The organism is Marmoricola sp. RAF53, from assembly GCF_052114005.1.
Classification (GTDB): Bacteria; Actinomycetota; Actinomycetes; order Propionibacteriales; family Nocardioidaceae; genus Marmoricola.
Window position 1 is genome coordinate 34,048 of sequence record NZ_JBFRDX010000009.1, and the last position, 20,005, is coordinate 54,052.

At 71.0% G+C, this 20,005-nt stretch carries 19 protein-coding genes; 3 read left to right on the forward strand and 16 right to left on the reverse strand.

What is annotated here, in order from left to right; genetic code table 11:
• Positions 1-290: 290 nt before the first annotated feature.
• The gene (locus tag AB4Y76_RS10190) at positions 291-2,864 is read left to right on the forward strand and encodes a DEAD/DEAH box helicase (RefSeq protein WP_441924791.1); all 2,574 of its coding nucleotides are present in this window, start codon (positions 291-293) and stop codon (positions 2,862-2,864) included.
• A gap of 11 nt (positions 2,865-2,875) precedes the next feature.
• On the opposite strand, the gene AB4Y76_RS10195 is transcribed toward AB4Y76_RS10190, so the two are convergent.
• The 15 genes from AB4Y76_RS10195 to glmU form a co-directional block, all read right to left on the reverse strand.
• On the reverse strand, positions 2,876-3,247 hold the full coding sequence (locus AB4Y76_RS10195; protein ID WP_441924793.1) for a type II toxin-antitoxin system VapC family toxin: 372 nt from the start codon (positions 3,245-3,247) through the stop codon (positions 2,876-2,878).
• On the reverse strand, positions 3,244-3,465 hold the full coding sequence (locus tag AB4Y76_RS10200) for a type II toxin-antitoxin system VapB family antitoxin (RefSeq protein ID WP_441924795.1): 222 nt from the start codon (positions 3,463-3,465) through the stop codon (positions 3,244-3,246). Before AB4Y76_RS10200 ends, AB4Y76_RS10195 begins: the two co-directional genes overlap by 4 nt.
• A gap of 58 nt (positions 3,466-3,523) precedes the next feature.
• Positions 3,524-3,742, reverse strand: a complete 219-nt coding sequence (locus tag AB4Y76_RS10205) for a hypothetical protein (RefSeq protein ID WP_441924797.1) — start codon at positions 3,740-3,742, stop codon at positions 3,524-3,526.
• Complete coding sequence (guaA, locus tag AB4Y76_RS10210) at positions 3,739-5,295, reverse strand: glutamine-hydrolyzing GMP synthase (RefSeq protein WP_441924799.1); 1,557 nt, start codon at positions 5,293-5,295, stop codon at positions 3,739-3,741. The genes AB4Y76_RS10205 and guaA overlap by 4 nt, the downstream gene beginning before the upstream one ends.
• A gap of 320 nt (positions 5,296-5,615) precedes the next feature.
• The gene (locus tag AB4Y76_RS10215; protein ID WP_441924801.1) at positions 5,616-7,367 is read right to left on the reverse strand and encodes an FAD-dependent oxidoreductase; all 1,752 of its coding nucleotides are present in this window, start codon (positions 7,365-7,367) and stop codon (positions 5,616-5,618) included.
• Positions 7,367-8,968: a succinic semialdehyde dehydrogenase gene (locus AB4Y76_RS10220; RefSeq protein WP_441924802.1), complete on the reverse strand. Its 1,602-nt coding sequence runs from the start codon at positions 8,966-8,968 to the stop codon at positions 7,367-7,369. Before AB4Y76_RS10220 ends, AB4Y76_RS10215 begins: the two co-directional genes overlap by 1 nt.
• Positions 8,969-9,032: 64 nt before the next feature.
• A complete protein-coding gene (locus tag AB4Y76_RS10225) occupies positions 9,033-9,722 on the reverse strand; it encodes a hypothetical protein (protein ID WP_441924804.1) in 690 nt (229 codons plus the stop codon).
• 76 nt (positions 9,723-9,798) lie between these two features.
• Complete coding sequence (ligD, locus tag AB4Y76_RS10230) at positions 9,799-10,752, reverse strand: non-homologous end-joining DNA ligase (protein ID WP_441924806.1); 954 nt, start codon at positions 10,750-10,752, stop codon at positions 9,799-9,801.
• Between the two features lie 62 nt (positions 10,753-10,814).
• Entirely contained in the window at positions 10,815-11,588 is a 774-nt protein-coding gene (locus AB4Y76_RS10235) for a class I SAM-dependent methyltransferase (protein WP_441924808.1), read from the reverse strand.
• Positions 11,585-12,577 (reverse strand): aminoglycoside phosphotransferase, encoded by a 993-nt coding sequence (locus AB4Y76_RS10240; protein ID WP_441924810.1) that lies wholly within the window; start codon positions 12,575-12,577, stop codon positions 11,585-11,587. The genes AB4Y76_RS10235 and AB4Y76_RS10240 overlap by 4 nt, the downstream gene beginning before the upstream one ends.
• Positions 12,578-12,686: 109 nt before the next feature.
• Complete coding sequence (locus tag AB4Y76_RS10245; protein ID WP_441924812.1) at positions 12,687-13,511, reverse strand: 3'(2'),5'-bisphosphate nucleotidase CysQ; 825 nt, start codon at positions 13,509-13,511, stop codon at positions 12,687-12,689.
• A gap of 44 nt (positions 13,512-13,555) precedes the next feature.
• Complete coding sequence (gene pth, locus AB4Y76_RS10250; protein ID WP_441924814.1) at positions 13,556-14,152, reverse strand: aminoacyl-tRNA hydrolase; 597 nt, start codon at positions 14,150-14,152, stop codon at positions 13,556-13,558.
• A 22-nt stretch (positions 14,153-14,174) separates the two neighbouring features.
• Positions 14,175-14,819: a 50S ribosomal protein L25/general stress protein Ctc gene (locus tag AB4Y76_RS10255; RefSeq protein WP_441924816.1), complete on the reverse strand. Its 645-nt coding sequence runs from the start codon at positions 14,817-14,819 to the stop codon at positions 14,175-14,177.
• A gap of 286 nt (positions 14,820-15,105) precedes the next feature.
• Entirely contained in the window at positions 15,106-16,086 is a 981-nt protein-coding gene (locus AB4Y76_RS10260; protein WP_441924818.1) for a ribose-phosphate diphosphokinase, read from the reverse strand.
• A 52-nt stretch (positions 16,087-16,138) separates the two neighbouring features.
• A complete protein-coding gene (gene glmU / locus AB4Y76_RS10265; protein ID WP_441924820.1) occupies positions 16,139-17,623 on the reverse strand; it encodes a bifunctional UDP-N-acetylglucosamine diphosphorylase/glucosamine-1-phosphate N-acetyltransferase GlmU in 1,485 nt (494 codons plus the stop codon).
• A gap of 81 nt (positions 17,624-17,704) precedes the next feature.
• On the opposite strand from glmU, the gene AB4Y76_RS10270 reads away from it, so the two are divergent.
• Together AB4Y76_RS10270 and AB4Y76_RS10275 are read left to right on the forward strand one after the other, a co-directional pair.
• Positions 17,705-18,727: a hypothetical protein gene (locus tag AB4Y76_RS10270; protein ID WP_441924822.1), complete on the forward strand. Its 1,023-nt coding sequence runs from the start codon at positions 17,705-17,707 to the stop codon at positions 18,725-18,727.
• Between the two features lie 184 nt (positions 18,728-18,911).
• Positions 18,912-19,529 carry a TetR/AcrR family transcriptional regulator gene (locus AB4Y76_RS10275; protein WP_441924824.1) on the forward strand — a complete coding sequence of 206 codons (618 nt, stop codon included), beginning with the start codon at positions 18,912-18,914 and terminating at the stop codon, positions 19,527-19,529.
• A 3-nt stretch (positions 19,530-19,532) separates the two neighbouring features.
• Here AB4Y76_RS10275 and AB4Y76_RS10280 read toward each other — a convergent pair whose 3' ends face one another.
• The gene (locus AB4Y76_RS10280) at positions 19,533-20,000 is read right to left on the reverse strand and encodes an acyl-CoA thioesterase (protein ID WP_441924826.1); all 468 of its coding nucleotides are present in this window, start codon (positions 19,998-20,000) and stop codon (positions 19,533-19,535) included.
• Positions 20,001-20,005: the final 5 nt, after the last annotated feature.

The following is a 20,005-nucleotide window of genomic DNA, read 5'->3' on the forward strand; positions in this document are numbered from 1 at the left end:
AGCGACTCGCACCATTTCCGACATTTCGTATCTGGATTAGTCAATTCGTGCTATTGGGTCGCCGTTCGGACGACTCGCACTGGTCATTGCCGCGCGATGCCTTCGCGGCGCGCAATGGATACGGGTGACGATGCGTCCGGCGTGGGGCCGGACCGGGGGTCGGCACCGGCCGCCGAGACGCGCGGCACTCTGAGAGTCCGGGGTGGAACCTCGCCCCCACCCCGGAACCTTGGGAGCAGCCCGGCACCTGCGAGACTCCGAGTTCCGTTCGCGAACCCGGGAGGTCACAGGTGGTCAGCACCGATGCTGCCGACTGGGTTCCCCGGACCGACGACCCGGACGCCGTCTACGAGGCCGTGACGACGTGGGCGGAGCAGCGCGGGCTGAGTCTGTACCCGCACCAGGACGAGGCGATCATCGAGGTCCTCGGGGGCAGCAACGTCGTCCTGGCCACGCCGACCGGGTCCGGCAAGTCGCTGGTGGCGATGGCCGCGCACGCGGCCGCCCTCGCCGGTGACCGGGTCAGCTTCTACACCGCGCCGATCAAGGCCCTGGTCAGCGAGAAGTTCTTCGCGCTCTGCGAGGTCTTCGGCGCCGAGAACGTCGGCATGCTCACCGGCGACGCCTCGGTGAACGCCGACGCCCCGATCATCTGCTGCACCGCGGAGGTGCTGGCGAACATCGCCCTGCGCGAAGGACCCGGCGCCGACGTCGGCCTCGTGGTGATGGACGAGTTCCACTTCTACGCCGAGCCGGACCGCGGCTGGGCCTGGCAGGTGCCGCTGCTCGAGCTGACCCGGACCCAGTTCGTGCTGATGTCGGCCACGCTCGGGGACGTCACCGAGCTCGCCGCGGACCTGACCCGGCGCAACGGCCGCGAGACCGCGATCGTCGACGACGCCGAGCGCCCGGTGCCGCTCACCTTCTCCTGGGCGATGACGCACCTCGACGAGACGCTCGCCGAGCTGGTCGCGACCCACCAGGCGCCGGTGTACGTCGTCCACTTCACCCAGGCCTCGGCCGTCGAGCACGCCACCGCGCTGCTCGCCTCCCGGAGCGGCATCGAGGCGAGCCGGGAGACCCGGGACGCCATCAACGAGCGCCTGGTCGGGTTCCGCTTCGGCGCGGGCTTCGGCAAGACCCTCCAGAAGCTCGTCCGCCGCGGCATCGGGATCCACCACGCCGGGATGCTGCCGCGCTACCGCCGGCTGGTCGAGCAGCTCGCGCAGGCCGGCCTGCTGGTCGTCATCTGCGGCACCGACACCCTCGGCGTCGGCATCAACGTGCCGATCCGGACGGTGCTGTTCACCGGCCTGGCGAAGTACGACGGGACCCGGCAGCGGATCCTGCGCTCGCGCGAGTTCCTGCAGATCGCCGGACGGGCCGGGCGGGCCGGCTTCGACACCGCCGGCTACGTCGTCGTGCAGGCGCCGGAGCACGTGATCGACAACGCGAAGGCGCTCGCGAAGTTCGCCGACGACCCGAAGAAGCAGAAGAGCGTCCGCCGCAAGAAGCCGCCCGAGGGCGCCGTCGTCTGGTCCGAGGAGACCTTCGAGAAGCTGGTCGCGCGGGCACCGGAGCAGCTGGTCTCGCGGATGAAGGTCGACAACGCGATGCTGGTCAACGTCGTGGCCCGCGAGGAGGACGCGTTCGCCGTGCTGCGGCGGCTGCTCACCGACAACCACGAGACCGAGCGGAACCGGACCCGGCTCGCCCGACGGGCGCTCCGGCTGGCGCGCAGCCTGGTGCACTCCGGCGTCCTCACCCGGCTCGACGAGCCCGACGAGTTCGGCCGCCGGTACGTGCTCACCGTCGACCTGCCGGCGGACTTCGCGCTCAACCAGCCGCTGGCCCACTTCGCGCTCGCCGCGTTCGACGTGCTCGACCCCGAGTCCGAGGAGTACACCCGCGACCTGGTCTCGGTCGTCGAGTCGGTCCTCGAGGCGCCGCGGCAGATCCTCGCCCAGCAGCAGTACATCGCCCGCGGGATCGCGGTCGCGGAGATGAAGGCCGACGGCATCGAGTACGAGGAGCGGATGGCGCTCCTCGACGAGATCACCTGGCCGATGCCGCTGCGCGAGCTGCTGGAGGCGACGTACGCGATCTACCGCGAGCGGCACCCGTGGCTCCGCGAGGACGCCCTCTCCCCCAAGTCGGTCGTCCGGGAGATGTACGAGCAGGGCATGAGCTTCAACGACTTTGTCGCCCGCTACCAGCTGGCCCGGTCCGAAGGCCTGGTGCTGCGCTACCTCTCCGACGCCTACCGCACGCTGCAGCAGACCGTCCCCGACCAGCACCGCACGCCGGAGCTCGAGGAGCTGTGCGACTGGCTCGGCGAGACCGTCCGGCAGACCGACTCCTCGCTGCTCGACGAGTGGGAGTCGCTGAACGACCCGGACGCCGTCCACCGGCACGCCGTCGAGCTCGCCGAGCACCTCCCGCCGCCGAACCCGCGCCCGATCTCGCTGCAGGAGCGGGCGTTCGCGGTGATGATCCGCAACGCGATGTTCCGCCGGGTCGAGCTCGTCGCCCGCGACGACCTCGACGGCCTGATGGTCCTGGAGCGTGCCGCCGCGGACCGGTTCGATCCTCCCGGGGAGGTGGTGATGACCCGGTCGGCGTGGGACGAGGCGATCGAGGACTACTACACCGAGCACGACACCGTGCTGCTGGACGCCGACGCCCGCGGCCCCGCCCTGCTGCGGGTGCAGAAGACGGGACGGTCCTGGCCGGTCACCCAGACGATCCACGACCCGGCCGGCCACCACGACTGGGTGATCGAGGCCGTGGTCGACGCGGATGCCTCCGACGACCTCGGCGAGCTGGTGCTGGTGACACAGGCGTTCCGGAGGTTGGGGGGCTAGGGCTCAGCAGGTCAGCTCCACGCGACCAGCGCGGCTCCAGCCGCCGCAGCGGCGGACCGGAGCCGCTTGTCCCGGGTCCAGAAGTGCGCTCCTGGCTGCAGGAGTACGGCGGCGAGAAGGTGTACGTCGACCGCCCCGAGTCCCTTGGCCCAGAGGCGATGGGCCTCGATGAGACCCCGAACCTCGGCGTGGGACGCCCGAGGAAATGCGCGCAGTCCGTCCAGGTAGTCGAGGACGACCGCCCGCTTCTTGAACGAACCCAGCGCCAGCTCCTCGATCACCAAGGGATGGGTGCCGACCTCGTCCTCCTCCAGACATCGGACCAGCCTGGAATCCGATGACCGCAGGTGGTCGATCCACACCGAGCTGTCGACGAGGATCAACTGTCGGTCCGACGTCGCGGAGCCGCACTCGCCTTCGGGTCGGACCCACCGAGCGCCGCCAGCCTCCGCGCGGTCTCCACCCGGATCAACGTCTCAAGCCCCTGGCGAACCAGCGCCGAAGTCTCGGCGACTCCCGTCAGCTCTACCGCGCGAGCCACCGTCGCGTCGTCCAATGTCACTGTGGTCCGCATGGCCACGCTCCGCATCAATGTCTGCATCAGTTGATGCAATCATAGATGCGATACCGCGTGCGGAGAAGGGCTCTGCGCCTGTGGATCAGCGAGCCACCTGGTACGCCGGCGACCGACGCGCCCACACGAGCCAGAGGATCCCGCCGAGCGGGCTCAGGAGCACCACCCCGGCGACCCATCCCCAGCGCCCGCGCCGGCCCGCGTCAAGCGCGGGCCACAGGACGAGGACGCCGACGTACAGCACGAGGAACGCCAGGGAGACCAGGACCTCGGTCGTGCTCGGCCCAAGGGGGTCGAGGCTCACTCCCACTCGATGGTGCCCGGCGGCTTGCTGGTGATGTCGAGCACGACCCGGTTGACCTCGGCCACCTCGTTGGTGATCCGGGTCGAGATCTTCTCCAGGACGTCGTACGGGAGGCGGCTCCAGTCGGCCGTCATGGCGTCCTCGCTGGAGACCGGGCGGAGCACGATCGGGTGGCCGTAGGTGCGGCCGTCGCCCTGGACTCCGACCGAGCGGACGTCGGCCAGGAGGACGACCGGGAACTGCCAGATGTCGCGGTCGAGGCCGGCCTTGGTGGTCTCCTCACGGACGATCGCGTCGGCCTCGCGGAGGATCGCCAGCCGCTCGGCGTCGATGGCGCCGACGATGCGGATCGCCAGGCCGGGGCCGGGGAACGGGTGCCGCCAGACCATCGCCGGCGGCAGGCCGAGCTGCTCGCCGACGTGCCGGACCTCGTCCTTGAACAGCGTCCGCAGCGGCTCGATCAGGCTGAACTCGAGGTCCTCGGGCAGGCCGCCGACGTTGTGGTGCGACTTGATGTTGGCCGCCCCCTCGCCGCCGCCGGACTCGACGACGTCGGGGTAGAGCGTGCCCTGGACCAGGAACTTCACCGGCGGGCCGGGGGTGGCGAGGACCTCGCGCTCGGCGGCCTCGAAGACGCGGATGAACTCGCGGCCGATGATCTTCCGCTTCTCCTCCGGGTCGGTGACTCCGGAGAGGTAGCCGAGGAACTGCTCGCTGGCGTCGACGACCTTGAGGTCGACCCCGGTCGCCTCGACGTAGTCCTTCTCGACCTGCTCGGCCTCGCCCTTGCGGAGCATGCCGTGGTCGACGAAGACGCAGGTGAGCTGGTCACCGATCGCGCGCTGGACGATCGCCGCGGCGACGGCGGAGTCCACACCGCCGGAGAGCCCGCAGATCACCCGGGCGTCGCCGACCTCCGCGCGGATCCGCTCGATCTGCTCCTCGACGATGTTGACGCTGGTCCAGGTCTGCCGGCAGCCCGCGATCTGGACGAGGAAGTGCTCGAGGACCTTCTGCCCGTGCTCGCTGTGCAGCACCTCCGGGTGCCACTGCACGCCGGCGAGACGGCGCTCGGTGTTCTCGAAGGCCGCGACGGTCGCGCGCGGCGACCTCGCGTTGACGACGAAGCCCTCCGGCGCCGCGACGACCTCGTCCCCGTGCGACATCCAGGACACGAGCGTGTCCGGGAGACCGGCGAGCAGGGTGCCGGGCTCCAGCACGGAGACCTCGGTCCGGCCGTACTCGCGCTGACCGGTCTTCGCGACCTCGCCGCCGAGGGCCTGGGCCATCGCCATGAAGCCGTAGCAGATGCCGAACACCGGCACGGTGCCGTCGACCAGGCCCGCGTCGAGCTGCGGTGCGCCGTCCTCGTAGACCGACGACGGGCCGCCGGACAGGATGATCGCCTTCGGCTTCCGGGCGAGCATCTCCGCTGCCGGCATGGTGTGCGGCACGATCTCGGAGTAGACCTTCGCCTCGCGCACGCGGCGGGCGATCAGCTGGGCGTACTGCGCGCCGAAATCGACGACGAGGACGAGGTCGTGGTCGGTCAAAAGCCGGCCCCTTCTGAGCGTGGATGCGGTCGGGCGAGTCTATCCGGGGCCGTCCCGTGCTCCGTACGCCGCCCAGGGCCGTGAACGCCCCGGAGTTGACCCGGAATTGACTCAGGGCCCGACCGGGGAGGGAGGGAGGTCGGGCCCTGAATTGTCCACGTGGTGTGAACCGTGTCGAGATCGGGCCTGGGAGGGAGCGATGCACCCGATCTGTACTGCTCAACGAGGCCGCTGCAGCCGGGTTATGCCGCTGCCCGAAAGTTTTTTCAGGTGAGCAGAACCCGGCGCAGCGACGCCCGTGTCGTCCGGTTATAAACCGATCAGCTCACGGCGACGATCGGCAGGTGCAGGGCGCCCGGTGCGGAGGCCGGGACGACCGGCGAGCGCGGCGCCACCGGCGCCACCCGCTCGTACGCCGCGCCGAGCGCCGGGCGCGGGTCGGCCTCGCCCTTGTTGGGCCAGAACGACATCGCCCGCTCCGCCTGCGCGGTGATCGTCAGCGACGGGTTCACGCCCAGGTTCGCCGAGATCGCCGAGCCGTCCGCGATGTGCAGACCCGGGTGACCGTAGACACGCTGGTAGCCGTCGATCACGCCCGTCTCCGGGGAGTCACCGATCGTGCAGCCGCCGATGAAGTGCGCGGTCAGCGGCCGGTTGAACGGCTCACCGATCGACCCGCCGGCGGTACCGCCGACGATGTCGGCCATCTTGGTGACGGCCTCGTTGCCGACCGGGATCCAGGTCGGGTTCGGGGTGCCGTGACCCTGGCGCGAGGTCATGTAGCGGATGTTCGTGCCGGGCACCTTCTTGGTGAAGGTCGTGATCGAGTTGTCGACCGTCTGCATGACCAGGGCGATCACGGTGCGCTCGGACCAGTGCTTGAAGTCGTAGAGCTCGCGGATGTTCTTCCGCTCCTTCCACATCTCCTTCAGCCACGTGCGCCAGCGCGGCTCCGGGCCCTCGCCGTCGGTGAGCACGGTCTGCATCATCGACATGAAGTTGCTGCCCTTGCCGTACCGGACCGGCTCGATGTGGGTGTGCTCGTCGGGGTGGAACGACGAGGTGATCGCGACGCCGCGGGAGTAGTCGGTCTTCGAGCCCTTCGGCGCGATCGCACCGAGGATCGACTCGGAGTTGGTCCGCGACAGGTAGCCGAGGCGGTCCGACAGGCCGGGCAGGTGGCCCTCGTCCTTCATCCGGTGCAGCAGCCGCTGGGTGCCCAGCGACGCCGCCGCGACCACGACCTGCTCGGCGGTCAGCGTCCGGGTGGACCGGGCGGTCGCCCGCTTGGCCTTGGTGAACTTGATCGCCACCTCGTAGCCGCCGCCGGTGCGCGGCGCGATCCGGGTGACCGTGGTCAGCGGCATCACCCGGACGCCGTGCTTCTCGGCCAGGTAGAGGTAGTTCTTGACCAGGGTGTTCTTGGAGTTGTGCCGGCAGCCGGTCATGCACTCGCCGCACGCCTTGCACGGGACCCGGTCGGGGCCGACGCCCCCGAAGAACGGGTCCTTGACCGTGTCGTGGTGGGTCTCCCCCGGGCCGCCGAAGAAGACGCCGACGGGGGTCGGGTGGTAGGTGTCCTCGACGCCCATGTCCTCGGCGACCTGGTACATCACGTCGTCGGCGGCCGTGCGCAGCGGGTTCTCGACGACGCCCAGCATCCGCTTGGCCTGGTCGTAGTACGGCGCGAGCTCGGCCTTCCAGTCGGTGATGTGCGCCCACGACGGGTCGCGGTAGAAGGCGTCCAGCGGTTCGTAGAGCGTGTTGGCGTAGACCAGCGAACCGCCGCCGACACCGGCGCCGGAGACGATCATGCAGTCCTTGAGCGCGTCGATCCGCTGGATGCCGTAGCAGCCGACCTCGGGCCGGAACAGGTAGCGCTTCACGTCCCACGAGGTGTCGGCGAAGTCGGAGTCGGCGAACCGGGCGCCGGCCTCCAGGACGGCGACCTTGTACCCCTTCTCGGCCAGCCGGAGCGCGGTCACCGAGCCACCGAAGCCGGAGCCGACCACGATGACGTCGAAGTCGAAGCCGTCGCCCCGCGCCGGGGTGCTGGATCCGTCGGTGAGCATCAGGCGCGTCCCATCTTCTTCATCAGGCGGAGGCTGGTGGTCATCACCCTCGCGTACTGCTGGTCGTTGAGGCCGAACTGCGGCGCGAACCGGAGCAGCGCCTGGGAGGCGACCGCCTGGGTCTCGGTGTAGCGGTGGATGCCCTCGGAGCCCTGCCGGCGGCCCATCCCGGACTCGCGCATGCCGCCCATCGGGGCGTCGATGCTGGCGAAGGTGGCGCCGAACGCCTCGTTGATGTTGACGGTGCCGCACTTGACCTGGCGGGCCACGATCCGGGCGCGCTTGACGTCGCGGCTGTAGATCGAGGCGTTCAGGCCGTACTCGCCGTCGTTCGCGCGGGCGATCGCGTCGGCCTCGTCGTGGAACCGGTACAGGCTGATCACCGGGCCGAAGGTCTCGTTGCCGAAGCAGGTCATCTCCGGGGTGACGCCCTCGAGGATCGTCGGCTCGAAGTAGTACGGGCCCAGGTCCGGCCGGGCCTTGCCACCGGCGAGCACGGTGGCGCCCTTGGCGACCGCGTCCTCGACGTGCGCGGTGACGGTGTCGAGCTGGTCCTGGCTGATCAGCGACCCCATGTCGCTGCCCCACTCCAGGCCGGCGGAGAGCTTCATCGCCTTCGTGGCCGCGACGAACTTCTCCTTGAACCGGTCGTAGACCTGGTCGGCGACGAACATCCGCTCGGTGGAGACGCAGAGCTGGCCGGCGTTGGAGAAGCAGGCCCGGACGGCGCCCTCGGCGGCCTTGTCCAGGTCGGCGTCGCGCAGGATCAGGATCGGGTTCTTGCCGCCGAGCTCGAGCGAGCAGCCGATCAGCCGGTCGGCGCACTGCTTCGCGATGAGCTTGCCGGTGGCGGTCGAGCCGGTGAAGCAGATGTAGTCGGAGCGCTCGATGATCGGCGTACCGAGCTCGCGGCCGGGGCCGGCGACGACGTTCCAGAGGTCCTTCGGGAAGCCCGCCTCCTCCAGCAGCTGAGCGCCGAGCAGCGCGGACAGCATCGTCTGGGCGTCGGGCTTGGTGACCACGGCGTTGCCGGCCAGCAGGGCCGGGATGCCGTCGCAGAGCGCCATCGTGAACGGGTAGTTCCACGGCGAGATGATCCCGACGACGCCCTTGGGCACCCGGTTCACCTCGGCGCGGGTGAGGCCCGGGATGACGCCGAGGCGGCGCTCGGTGTCGAGGTGGTCGTGGGCGGTCCGCGCGTAGTACCGGGCCGTGAGCGCGATGTGCAGCGGCTCGTCGAAGGCGTGCTTGCGGGCCTTGCCGGACTCCCAGCAGATCAGGTCGATGATCTCGTCCTGGCGGTCGAGGACCAGGTCGTGCAGCCGGAGCAGCAGCTCGGCGCGGTGGTCGAGCGACGTACGGGCCCACGCCTGCTGGGCGCGCCGCGCGCGGGCGAACGCCTCCTTCACGTCGTCCGCGCTCGACTGCGGGATGACGGCCAGCGGCTTGCCGGTGGCCGGCGCGTACGACGTCACGCCGGTGCCGGTGGTCGCGATGATCCGGTTGGTCAGCGCGGCGACGTACTCCGGCTCGAACGCGTACGACGCCCGCGGGTCGTGCTCGGGGTCTGCCGGGAGCTGGGTGGAGGGGTTCACGCTCATGACGGGAGCCTAAACCCGGGGGTAACTTTACACAACGGAAGTTCTGTAAACCGGACGGTGAAGCTCAGCGCAGCCGGAAGTACAGCCAGGTCCCCGTGCCCGCCAGGTTCCTCGCGTCGCCGCCGAAGGTCGCCCGGACCCGGAACTTCACCCGCGACGGGTGCGTGCCGGTCCAGCGCCAGGAGACGAGCCCCTTGGCGTTCTCCAGCCGGCAGCCCGAGGTCGTCACGGTGCGCCAGGCCCCCGCCCGCAGCCGCTGCACCTGGTGGCGCAGGCAGATCTGCCCGGGACGCTTCGGGTAGCTCTGCGAGGTGAACATCGGCTTCGCGCCGCGCGGGTAGACGGCGTACCGGCCGGACCAGCCGTACTTCCCGCCCGGCCCGGTCGCCATCGCCGGGCGGACCCGGACGTCGACGTACTTCGAGACGCTGCCGACGGTCGCGGTGATCCGGGTGCCGATGTCGGTGAACAGCTTCTCGGTCCGGGTGCCGTCCGCCGGGTCGGCGCCGGTGAGCTCGAACGCGGTGCCGTCGGCGCGGACCGCGTGGATGTACAGCGGGTCGTTGTCGCCCGGGCTCTGCGTCACCGCGATCGTGATGTACGCCGTGGTGCCCGCGACGTAGGCCGGACGGTCGGTCGTGATCGACACCTCGGGCGGCGCCGGCGGCGGGTCCGTGGCCCGCGCGGAGGTGACCGCTCCGAGCGGGACGACGGCGAGGAGCGCGACCAGCAGGACGCGAACCTTCTTCGACATGAGCACCCCCGTGCCAGCGGCCCGCGGGTCGGGCCTCGGGGTGAACAACGCAAATCCGACGTTCAGGTCACGTGGGTCAGTCCGCGTCCGCCTCCGGCGGCTCGGCGGCACCCTCGGCCTCGTCGCGGTCGGCCCACTCCAGCAGCGGCGCGATGTCGAAGACGTGGTCGTCGATGTCGTGGTGCAGGTCGCCGATCTCGGCGTACCGGGCGGGCATCGTGGCGATGGTGAAGTCGCCCGGCTCGCAGGAGTCGACCTCGTCCCAGCGGATCGGCGCGCTGACCGTCCCCTCGACGTTGCCGCGCACCGAGTACGCCGCCGCGATGGTGTGGTCGCGCGCGTTCTGGTTGTAGTCGACGAAGAGGTCCTCGGGCCGGCGGTCCTTGCGCCACCAGGTGGTGGTGACCTCCGGGCTGCGGCGCTCGACCTCGCGGGCGAAGGCGAGGGCCGCACGCCGGACCACCTTGTGGTCACCGTCGGGCCGGATCCGCACGTAGATGTGCATCCCGGAGCCGCCGCTGGTCTTCGGGTAGCCGACCGCGCCGAGCTCGTCGAGGACCTCGTGGGCGACGTGCGCGACCCGCTGCACGGTCTGCCAGGTGCACGCCGGTCCGGGGTCGAGGTCGATCCGCCACTCGTCGGGGACCTCGACGTCGGCCCGCCTGCTGTTCCACGGGTGGAACTCGACGGTGCTCATCTGCACCGCCCAGACGACCTGGGCGATCTCGGTGACGCAGAGCTCGTCGGCCGTCCGCTTCCAGCGCGGGAAGAAGACCTGCACGGTCTCCATCCACGGCGGCGCGCCGGCGGGCAGCCGCTTCTGGTGCACCTTGTCCCCGGTGACGCCCTTGGGGAACCGGTGCAGCATGCACGGCCGCTCCCGCAGCGCGTTGACGATGCCGTCCCCGACGGAGAGGTAGTACTCGACCAGGTCGAGCTTGGTCTCCCCGCGCGCCGGGAAGTACACCCGGTCGGGGTTGGAGATCCGGACGACCTTGTCGTCGACCTCGAGCTCGATGGCTTCACTCACCCGCCCAGTTAACCGGGTCGTGTGCCCCACGACGCGCTCCGGCGCGTCCCCAGGCACACGACTCAGGTCGCGCTGAGGGCGAGCATCGCGACGACGACCCGCGGCATCCCGGTCACCGCGGCGACGACCTCGGCGCGGGCCCGGTCACGGGCCTCCGGGTCGAGCCCGGCGACGAAGGGCGCCAGGTGCGCCATCGAGAGCCGCCAGTCCGCGACCGCCTCCGCGTCCTCCAGACCGGCGTCGACGTCCACCCGGACGACCTCGACGTGGCCGAAGCCGGCCGCCCGGGCGATCCCGGCGAGACGGTCCGGGTCGTCGACCTGGGCCACGGCCTTCATCCGGACGTACCACCCGGGCGCGGTGAAGCCGTGCCCCGCCACCACGGCGTCGGCGGCCTCCTTCGCCGGGTGATCGACCCCCGGCGCGAACGCGGACGCGAGCACCGCGCCCGCGACCCGGCGGGCCTCGGCGAGGACGGCCACCGGGTCGGGCACGTGCGAGAGGCAGAACGCGGCGGTCGCCAGGTCGAAGGAACCGTCGTCGAACGGCAGCCGGCCCGCGTCCCCGACGACGGCTCCGATCCGGGCGTCACGGCCGGCGAGCATCCCGGGTGCCAGATCGAGCGCGACCACCGTCCCGGCGCCCCGGTCGAGGGCGACCCGGCCGGCGACAGCAGTCCCGGCACCGACGTCGAGCACCCGGGCTCCGGCCAGCGCGACCGGCGTACGGTCCAGCAGCGCGGCGGCGAGCCGCGCGTAGACGGGCACCGAGCCGACCCGCCAGTGCTCCGCCGCCTCGTCGTACGCCGCCCCGACCGGGTCGCGCGGCGCGGTCATGCGCCCAGCAGCGGCGCCGCCCGGAGCGCCCGGTCCTCCCACCAGGCGAGCTCGTCGTCGTACCCGCCGAGCGCCTTCTCCCAGCCGAACAGCACCAGCGCGCCGAGCAGCGCGAGGGCCTCCTGGGTCTCCCACCAGCCCTCGGTCGAGATGCCGTGCCGCTCCAGGGCGTCCCGGTAGGTGAGGAGCGCCTGCTCCTTGCTCGTCGGGATCCGCCGGCAATTGATCGCCAGGTACCAGGCCAGGTCGCTCAGCGCGGCGGCCCGCCCGGGGACCTCCCAGTCGAGCAGCACCGTGCGGCCCTCGTCGTCGGTACCGATGTTGTCGAGCTTCCAGTTGCCGTGCACGAAGGTCTGCGGCGTCGGGGCCAACGCGGCCACCAGCGGGCCGGGGTCGTGCGCCAGCGGCAGGACCACCGCGGCGGCCCGGGGCGCGACCTCGGCCAGCAGCGGCCAGCCCTGCGCGACCAGCCGCGGCACCAGCGCCTCGGAGCCGAGCTCGGCCTCGGTCCGGGCCATCGACGGCGAGAGCTCCAGGTAGCGCCGGTGCGGGCTGACCACGTCGATGTCGCCGCTGCTCTGCCAGAACCGGGCGTGCAGCGCGGCCATGTGGTCGAGGAAGCCCTCGTGCTGCGCCAGCGGGACGACGTCGTCGGTGGCCGGCACGATCCAGGCGGTCACGTCGTGCATGAGCAGCGTGGTCAGGCCGTCGTCGCTGGCGAGCCCGACGATCGGCTGGTGGAAGCAGTCCGGCAGCGCGTCCAGCAGCCCGCGCTCCCAGACGGCCAGTGTCGCCCCGCCGGGCACGCCCGCGGCCCGCATCGTCCAGTCACCCGCCGCGTCCAGGTACTTCACGACGAACTCGTGGCCGTCGATGACCACCCGTTCGAGCACGGCACCGGACTTGCCGGACGTCTCCATCAGCTCGGACTCGGTGACGCCGGCCAGCAGCGTCTCCACCGAGTCGTGGACCAGCGGCGTCTCGGGCATCGCGCCTCCCCAGCTCGTTGAATTGGGAGTTTCGGCTCGTTGAGTTGGACTTCGTACCTCGTTCTATCGCTCAACTCAACGAACCGAAAGTCCCAATTCAACGTCCGGGCTACTCCACGCCGTGGCGCTCGATGAAGGCGAGGATCGGCTCGGCGAGCTCGGGGCGGCAGACGACCAGGTCCGGGAGGAGGACGTCCTCCTGGTTGTAGACCAGCTCGCTGCCGTCGATCCGGCTGGTGAAGAGGCCGGCGCTGCGGGCGACGGCGACGGGCGCGGCGGAGTCCCACTCGTACTGGCCGCCGGCGTGCACGTAGGCGTCGGTGACGTCGCGGACCACCGAGATCACCTTGGCGCCGGCCGAGCCCATCGGCACCAGCTCGGCACCGATCTCCTCGGCCAGCTCCTGGACGAAGGCCGGCGGTCGGGAGCGGGAGACGGCGATCCGCGGCTTCGGCGCGGTCCGGGCCGGGACGACCGGCGGCTGGCCGGTGTGGAAGGTCCGGCCGCTGTGCTCCGGTCCGAGGGCGGGCTGGGCGACCGCGCCGGCGACCAGCGCGCCTTCCCCCGAGTCGGACTGAGCCCAGAGGGCGACGTGGACGGCCCAGTCGTCGCGCGGCGGCTCGGAGTACTCCCGGGTCCCGTCGACCGGGTCGATGATCCAGACCCGCTTCGCGGTGCGCCGGTCGTGGGCGCCGGCGGTGCCGCGGTGCTCCTCCTCGCTGAGCACCGCGTCGTCCGGCTTGTACGTCGCGAACAGGCTCATCAACAGCTCGTGCGAGGCCAGGTCGCCGGCGTCCTTGAGCTCCTTGCCCTCCAGGCCGGACTCGCGCACCTGCAGCAGCAGCCGACCCGCGGTGGTGGCGGTCCAGGCGGCGAAGAGGTGGTCGTTCTCGAGCGCCTCGCCGGGCGGCGTACCGGGATCGAAGTCAGTCACCCGAGCACCCTAGCGATCCCCGGGCACCGGCCTGGGAGGCCGTGTCAGCGGTTGAACCGCTGCTGGGTCTCCTCGAGACCCTTCTCGATCAGGCACTCGACCGCGTCGGCGGCGGAGTCGATCTGGAACGGGAGCTCCTTGCGCTCGACCGTCGAGTAGTTGCCAAGAACGAAGTCGGCCGGGTCCTTGCGACCCGGGGGACGGCCGATGCCGGCGCGGACCCGGTAGAAGTCACCGGTCCCGAGCGAGGAGCGCATCGACTTCAGGCCGTTGTGGCCGTTGTCGCCGCCGCCCTTCTTGATCCGCAGCGTGCCGAAGTCGATGTCGAGCTCGTCGTGGATCGCGATGATGTGGTCCGGCTCGACGCCGTAGAACTTCGCCAGCGTCGAGACGGCTCCGCCGGACTCGTTCATGTAGGAACGGGCCCGGCCGAGCACGATCTTCGGCGCGGGGGCGCCGGGAGGCGCCAGGCGTCCCTCGAGGACGTCGGCGCGACCCGACTTGTGCGACTTCAGCGAGCCGCCCATCCGGCGTACCAGCTCGTCGAGGACGAGGTAGCCGATGTTGTGACGCGTGCCGGCGTACGTCGGGCCGGGGTTACCCAGCCCGACGACCAGCCAGACGTCGGTGTTGTCGCTCATTCAGGTCGGACGAGCGCCGGACTCACTCGGAGTCGGCGGACTCCGCGGCCGGGGTCTCGGCGGCCTCGTGCTCGATGCCGGCCTCGGCCTCGGCCTCGGCGAGCTCGGCCTCCGCGGCCTCGGCGCTCTGCGCCTGGGTCACGTTGACGATGAGCTGGTCGGCGTCGCTGACCAGGCTCGAGCCCTTCGGCAGCGTCAGGTCGGAGGCGAGGATCTGGGTGCCGGCCTCGGCGCCGTCGATCGAGATCTCGATCTGCTCCGGGATGTGGGTGGCCTCGGCCTCGAGGGTCACGACGTTGTTCTCGACCTGGACGAAGGTCTCCCGCGCGGCGTCGCCGACCAGGTGGACCGGCACCTCGACGGTGACCTTCTCGCCCTTCTTCACGGCGACGAAGTCGACGTGCTCCAGGAAGCCCTTGATCGGGTCGGCCTGGACCTGCTTGGTCAGCGCGAGCTGGATCTTGCCGTCGATCTCGATGTTGAGCACCGCGTTGGCGCCACCGTGGCGGATCGCCATCTGGGTGTCGTGCGCGTTCAGGGTGACGTGGACGGGGTCGTTGCCGTGGCCGTAGATGACCGCGGGGACCTTGTTGTCGCGACGGATGCGGCGCGCGGCGCCCTTGCCGAACTCGGTGCGGCTCTCGGCCTTGATCAGGTCTTCGGACATGGTGGAACTCCCTCGATCGCGTAGCGGGTCTCTCAGCTGGTGGTTGCCCCGGGGGGCTTGTCGACTCGTGAAGGGGCCGAAGACACGACATGCACCGCGCGCCGACGGGCGCGGTGCATGGAAGTTCACGAACCGACCGCGTCGATCACGGAGCATCCCTGTTCTGCTGGGCTCCCTCGCCGAGGCAACCTGGAAATCTTAGCCAAGTCCTGCACGCATGGCGAATTGGGCTACTGCCGATGGGATCGGGCTGGGGTCGCGGGCACGTCACCGCATCTCGACACGCTCAGGCGTGGCCGTCGAACATGCTGGTGACGCTGCCGTCCTCGAAGACCTCCTTGATCGCGCGCGAGATCAGCGGCGCGATCGAGAGGCAGGTCAGCTTGTCGAACTGCTTCTCCGGGTCCAGCGGGAGCGTGTTGGTGACGACGATCTCGACGGCCGAGGAGTTCTTGAGGCGGTCCACGGCGGGGTCGGAGAGGATCGCGTGGGTGGCGGCGATGATCACGCCGGCGGCACCGTCGTTCATCAGGGCCTCGGCGGCCTTCACGATCGTGCCACCGGTGTCGATGATGTCGTCGGTCAGGACGCACATCCGGCCCTTCACGTCACCGACGACGCGGTTCGCGACGACCTCGTTGGCGACGTCGGTCCGGCGGGTCTTGTGGATGAAGGCCAGCGGCACGCCGCCGAGCCGGGCGGACCAGCGCTCGGCGACCTTGATCCGGCCGGCGTCCGGCGAGACCACCGCGAGCTGCTGGTCGCCGTACTTCGCCTTGATGTAGTCGGTGAGGATCGGCAGCGCCATCAGGTGGTCGACCGGGCCGTCGAAGAAGCCCTGGAGCTGGTCGGCGTGCAGGTCGACGGTGATGATCCGGTCCGCGCCGGCGGTCTTGAACAGGTCGGCCATCAGGCGGGCCGAGATCGGCTCGCGGCCGCGGTGCTTCTTGTCCTGGCGGCTGTAGCCCCAGAACGGCATCACCACGGTGATCCGCTTGGCCGAGGCGCGCTTCAGCGCGTCGACCATGATCAGGTGCTCCATGATCCACTCGTTGACCGGAGCGGTGTGGCTCTGGATCACGAACGCGTCGCAGCCGCGGACCGACTCCTCGTAACGGACGTAGATCTCCGAGTTCGCGAACTCGTACGCCGACGTGGGGACGAGCTCGGTGTCGAGCTCGGCGGCCACCTGCTCGGCCAGCTCCGGATGGGCCCGGCCGGTGAAGACCATCAGGTTCTTCTCGGTGGTTTTCTTCATGCCGCTCACGCTCGCAACTCCTCGCGGACCCTGGACGTTCGACGCTTCGTCGCTCAGATTGTCACTCACCGGCAGGGTCGGACCCAACACCAGGCTCGCCGGTGCCAGCATCTGGACGCTCGGCGTCCGCGGCACGGGCGGCCGCCTCGGCCTGCTTGGTGCCCGCCCGGCGGTTCTGCGCCCACTCCTCGTAGTGCCGCTGCGGTCCGCTCGTCACGGCCAGGGCACCCGGCGGGACGTCGCGCCGGATCACGCTGCCGGCCCCGGTCGCGGCGCCGTCGCCGACGTTCACCGGCGCGACGAAGGTGTTGTTGCTCGCCGTCTTCGCGTGCGCGCCGATCGAGGTCCGGTGCTTCTGAACGCCGTCGTAGTTGGCGAAGATCGTGCCGGCGCCGATGTTGGCGCCCTCGCCGATGGTGGCGTCGCCGACGTAGGAGAGGTGCGGCACCTTGGCGCCCTCGCCGATCTGGGCGTTCTTGGTCTCGACGAACGCGCCGATCTTGCCGCCGGCGCCGAGCTCGGTCCCCGGCCGCAGGTAGGAGAACGGGCCCACGTTCGCCCCGGCGCCGATGACCGCCAGCTCGCCGTGGGTGCGGACGACCTTCGCGCCGGCGCCGACCTCGACGTCGCGCAGGGTCGTGTCCGGCCCGATCACCGCGTCCTCGGCGACGACGGTGGTGCCGAGCAGCTGGACGCCCGGGAGGAGGGTCACGTCGGGCTCGAGGCGGACGTCCACGTCGATCCAGGTGCTGGTCGGGTCGACGACGGTGACGCCGTCGCGCATCCAGCGATCGAGGATCCGGCGGTTCATCTCCGCGGCGAGCGCGGCGAGCTGGGCGCGGTCGTTGGCGCCCTCGGTCTGCATCACGTCGTCGATCGGGAAGGCGCCGACCCCGAGCCCGTCCTGCCGGGCCAGCGCCACGGTGTCGGTGAGGTAGTACTCGCCCTTGGCGTTGTCGTTGCCGATCCGCGGGAGCGCGGCGTCCAGGAAGGTCGCGTCGAAGGCGAGGATGCCGCTGTTGATCTCGCGGATCGCGGCCTGCTCCTCGGACGCCTCCTTCTGCTCGACGATCGCCTCGACGCTGCCGTCGGCGGCGCGCACGATCCGGCCGTAGCCGAACGGGTCGGCGACGACGCCGGTGAGGATGCTCATCGCCCGGCCGGAGCCGGTGTGCGCGTCCAGGAAGGCGCGCAACGAGTCGCCCTGCAGCAGCGGGGTGTCGCCGGTGACGACGAGCACGGTCCCCGAGCGGGCGTCGTCCCCGAGCGCCTCCCAGGCCATCCGTACGGCGTGCCCGGTGCCGTCCTGGGTCTCCTGGACCGCGAGGACCGCGTCGGGGAGGAGATCGGTGACGTGCGGGCCGACCTGCTCGCGCTGGTGGCCCACGACCGCGACCACGCGGGTCGGCTCGACGGCCGACGCCGCGGCGAGCACGTGCCCGACCATGCTCCGTCCGGCGATCGGGTGGAGCACCTTCATGGTCTTCGACTTCATCCGGGTACCACCCCCGGCGGCCAGCACGATGACCGTGATCTGCTGCGACACGTCGCCCTCCTCGTGGCCCGGTTACCGGCGGACGAGCCTAGTCCAGGGAAGCCGGTCATGCTGCACGCCTATCCTGCCGCCATGCCTTCCGACGACACCACGGCACGCCGCCTGCTCGACGCCCAGGTCTCCTGGCTGCTCGGCCGGCTCACCGGACCCGGCCTGGCCGACGTGATCGCCGAGGACGTCGACGACCTCCTCTCCGCCGGCCGCGGCCTGCGCCTGGACGACCTCCTCGCCCCCGACGACGTGAAGGCGGTCGCCCGGCTCCTGCTGGAGAAGGTGCCGCCGAGCACCGCAGCGAGCACGCTGGTCGCGATGGCCGCGGACGTCGCCTTCGACGGCCCCGCCGAGGACTTCACCCTCGCCGACGTGGTCGACCGCGAGCACGTGGAGAGCCTGGCCGACGAGGTGCTCGGCATGACCGACCTCGCCGAGCGCTTCCTGGACCAGCTCACCGAGAGCCCGCTGGTGGCGACCCTGGCGTCGCGGTTCGTCGGCCGGGTCGTCAACGACGTGGTGCAGATGAACCAGGCCGTCGCGGACAAGATCCCCGGGGTCGGCTCGCTGGTCTCCTTCGGCACCAGCGCGGCCGGCAAGGTCCTCGGGGCGGCCGACAAGTCGCTGCAGCAGGTGCTCGGCGACACCGCCGGGAAGAGCGCCGTCTTCGCGATGAAGCGGCTCAACAGGATCGTGGTGGAGACGCTGCGGGACCCGACGACGCGGGACGCCGTGCTCGAGGTCTTCGACCTGTACGCCGACCAGCCCGTCGTACGGCTGGACCGGGTCGGGTCCCGGGAGGACGTGCACCGGATCGCCGGGCTGCTCCAGGACCTGGTGATCGCCGGGGCGCCCACCGAGCCGGTCCTGACCCTGGTCGACGCGCTGGTCGACGGCTTCTTCGCCAGCTACGGCGAGCACCCGGTGACGGCGCTGCTCGACGACCTCGGCACCACCCGCGACGACCTGGTCGAGCACGCGCAGGCCATGGTCCCCGGGATCCTGTTCGCGGCGCGGGAGTCCGGCGATCTGGAGCGCCTGCTGCGGTCGCGGCTGGAGCCGTTCTTCGACTCCCCGGAGGTGGCCGAGATCCTCGGCGGCTGACGCGAGCGGGTCGTGGGTGCTCGACCTCCGTGCGAGCATCCACGACCCGACCCCGTCCACCAGTCCGGGTCCTGCGAAGGCCCGACTGCGGGTGTGTGAGGTTGACAGCCGGTCGGACACCGTGTCAACGGGTTCCGGTCAACTGGTCTATGTCGGCTGCCGGGCCCGCTTACACTCCTGTGGCATGAGCCAGGCCCGCGAACGCACCCGCCGCCGGGAGCAGCGCGAGGAGGCTCGGGAGAAGATCAGCGCCGCCGCGGTCGAGATGCTGCGTACCGAACGCTTCCGCGACCTGTCCGTCGAGACCCTGATGGCGCGCACCGATCTGGCCCGCACGGCCTTCTACCGCTACTACGACGACGTCTCGGCCCTGGTGCTCCAGCTGCTGGCCGAGGTCGGCGCCGAGCTCTACACGATCGTGGAGCGCTGGGCGGAGGACGGCGCCACGGACTTCCCCGGCGCCACCCACCGCGCGATGACCGACATCGTCGACTACTTCCGCCGCAACGGCCCGCTGGTGCTGGCCGTCAGCGACGCGGCCGCCGCCGACGAGCTGGTGGAGAAGGCCTACCAGGAGTTCCTGGCCGTCTACGAACGGCTGATGGTCCGGAGCTTCGACCTGCTCGTCGAGCGCGGCGACCTCCCGGCGTGCGACACCGCGGCGCTGGCGCAGGCGCTCAACCTGATGGGCGAGCGCTACCTGGTCGCGAGCTTCGGGCGGCCGCCGTACGCCGACCCGGAGACGGTCGTCACGACCATGGAGCTGGTCTGGACGCGCACGATCGGGTTCCAGCTCGGCTGACGCTCAGCGCGGCGGCCGGCCGCGCAGGTCGACCGGCTCGGCCAGGAAGCGCTCGAGGCTCGCGCGCAGCTCCGGGCCGTGCTCCCAGGAGCGCTGGTGCTCGTGGGACCACATCACCACGGCGGTCTCGGCCACGACCGCGGCCGGGTGCTCCGGTCCCGCGAGCCGGACCTCGGACTGGACCGTGAACGACGACCGGCCGATGCTGCCCACCCACATCCGCACCACGAAGGGCTGGAAGGTGGCGAACCGCATCTCGGCCCGGTAGTCGACGCGCTGCGACGCGACCAGGTCGGTGACGTGCGCCGGCGACGAGGCGGTCAGCCCGTCCCCGTGCCCGTCGCGGCCGAGCCCGAAGAACCGGATCCGCGCCTCCTCGACCACCCGGATCGCCTCGACGTTGTCGACGTGACCCCCGGCGTTGATGTCACGCAGCCGGGCCTGGATCTCGCACGTGAAGGTCTCGGGCACCGGCG

What these genes read in the sequence shown, in the direction of transcription:
- AB4Y76_RS10240 (WP_441924810.1), bottom strand. Translation starts at nt 12,577, where the DNA reads ATGCCCGAGACGCCGCTGGTCCACGACTCGGTGGAGACGCTGCTGGCC.
- AB4Y76_RS10275 (WP_441924824.1), top strand. Translation starts at nt 18,912, where the DNA reads ATGAGCCAGGCCCGCGAACGCACCCGCCGCCGGGAGCAGCGCGAGGAG.
- AB4Y76_RS10200 (WP_441924795.1), bottom strand. Translation starts at nt 3,465, where the DNA reads ATGCAGACATTGATGCGGAGCGTGGCCATGCGGACCACAGTGACATTG.
- AB4Y76_RS10270 (WP_441924822.1), top strand. Translation starts at nt 17,705, where the DNA reads ATGCCTTCCGACGACACCACGGCACGCCGCCTGCTCGACGCCCAGGTC.
- AB4Y76_RS10225 (WP_441924804.1), bottom strand. Translation starts at nt 9,722, where the DNA reads ATGTCGAAGAAGGTTCGCGTCCTGCTGGTCGCGCTCCTCGCCGTCGTC.
- pth (WP_441924814.1), bottom strand. Translation starts at nt 14,152, where the DNA reads ATGAGCGACAACACCGACGTCTGGCTGGTCGTCGGGCTGGGTAACCCC.
- AB4Y76_RS10220 (WP_441924802.1), bottom strand. Translation starts at nt 8,968, where the DNA reads ATGAGCGTGAACCCCTCCACCCAGCTCCCGGCAGACCCCGAGCACGAC.
- AB4Y76_RS10235 (WP_441924808.1), bottom strand. Translation starts at nt 11,588, where the DNA reads ATGACCGCGCCGCGCGACCCGGTCGGGGCGGCGTACGACGAGGCGGCG.
- AB4Y76_RS10255 (WP_441924816.1), bottom strand. Translation starts at nt 14,819, where the DNA reads ATGTCCGAAGACCTGATCAAGGCCGAGAGCCGCACCGAGTTCGGCAAG.
- AB4Y76_RS10215 (WP_441924801.1), bottom strand. Translation starts at nt 7,367, where the DNA reads ATGCTCACCGACGGATCCAGCACCCCGGCGCGGGGCGACGGCTTCGAC.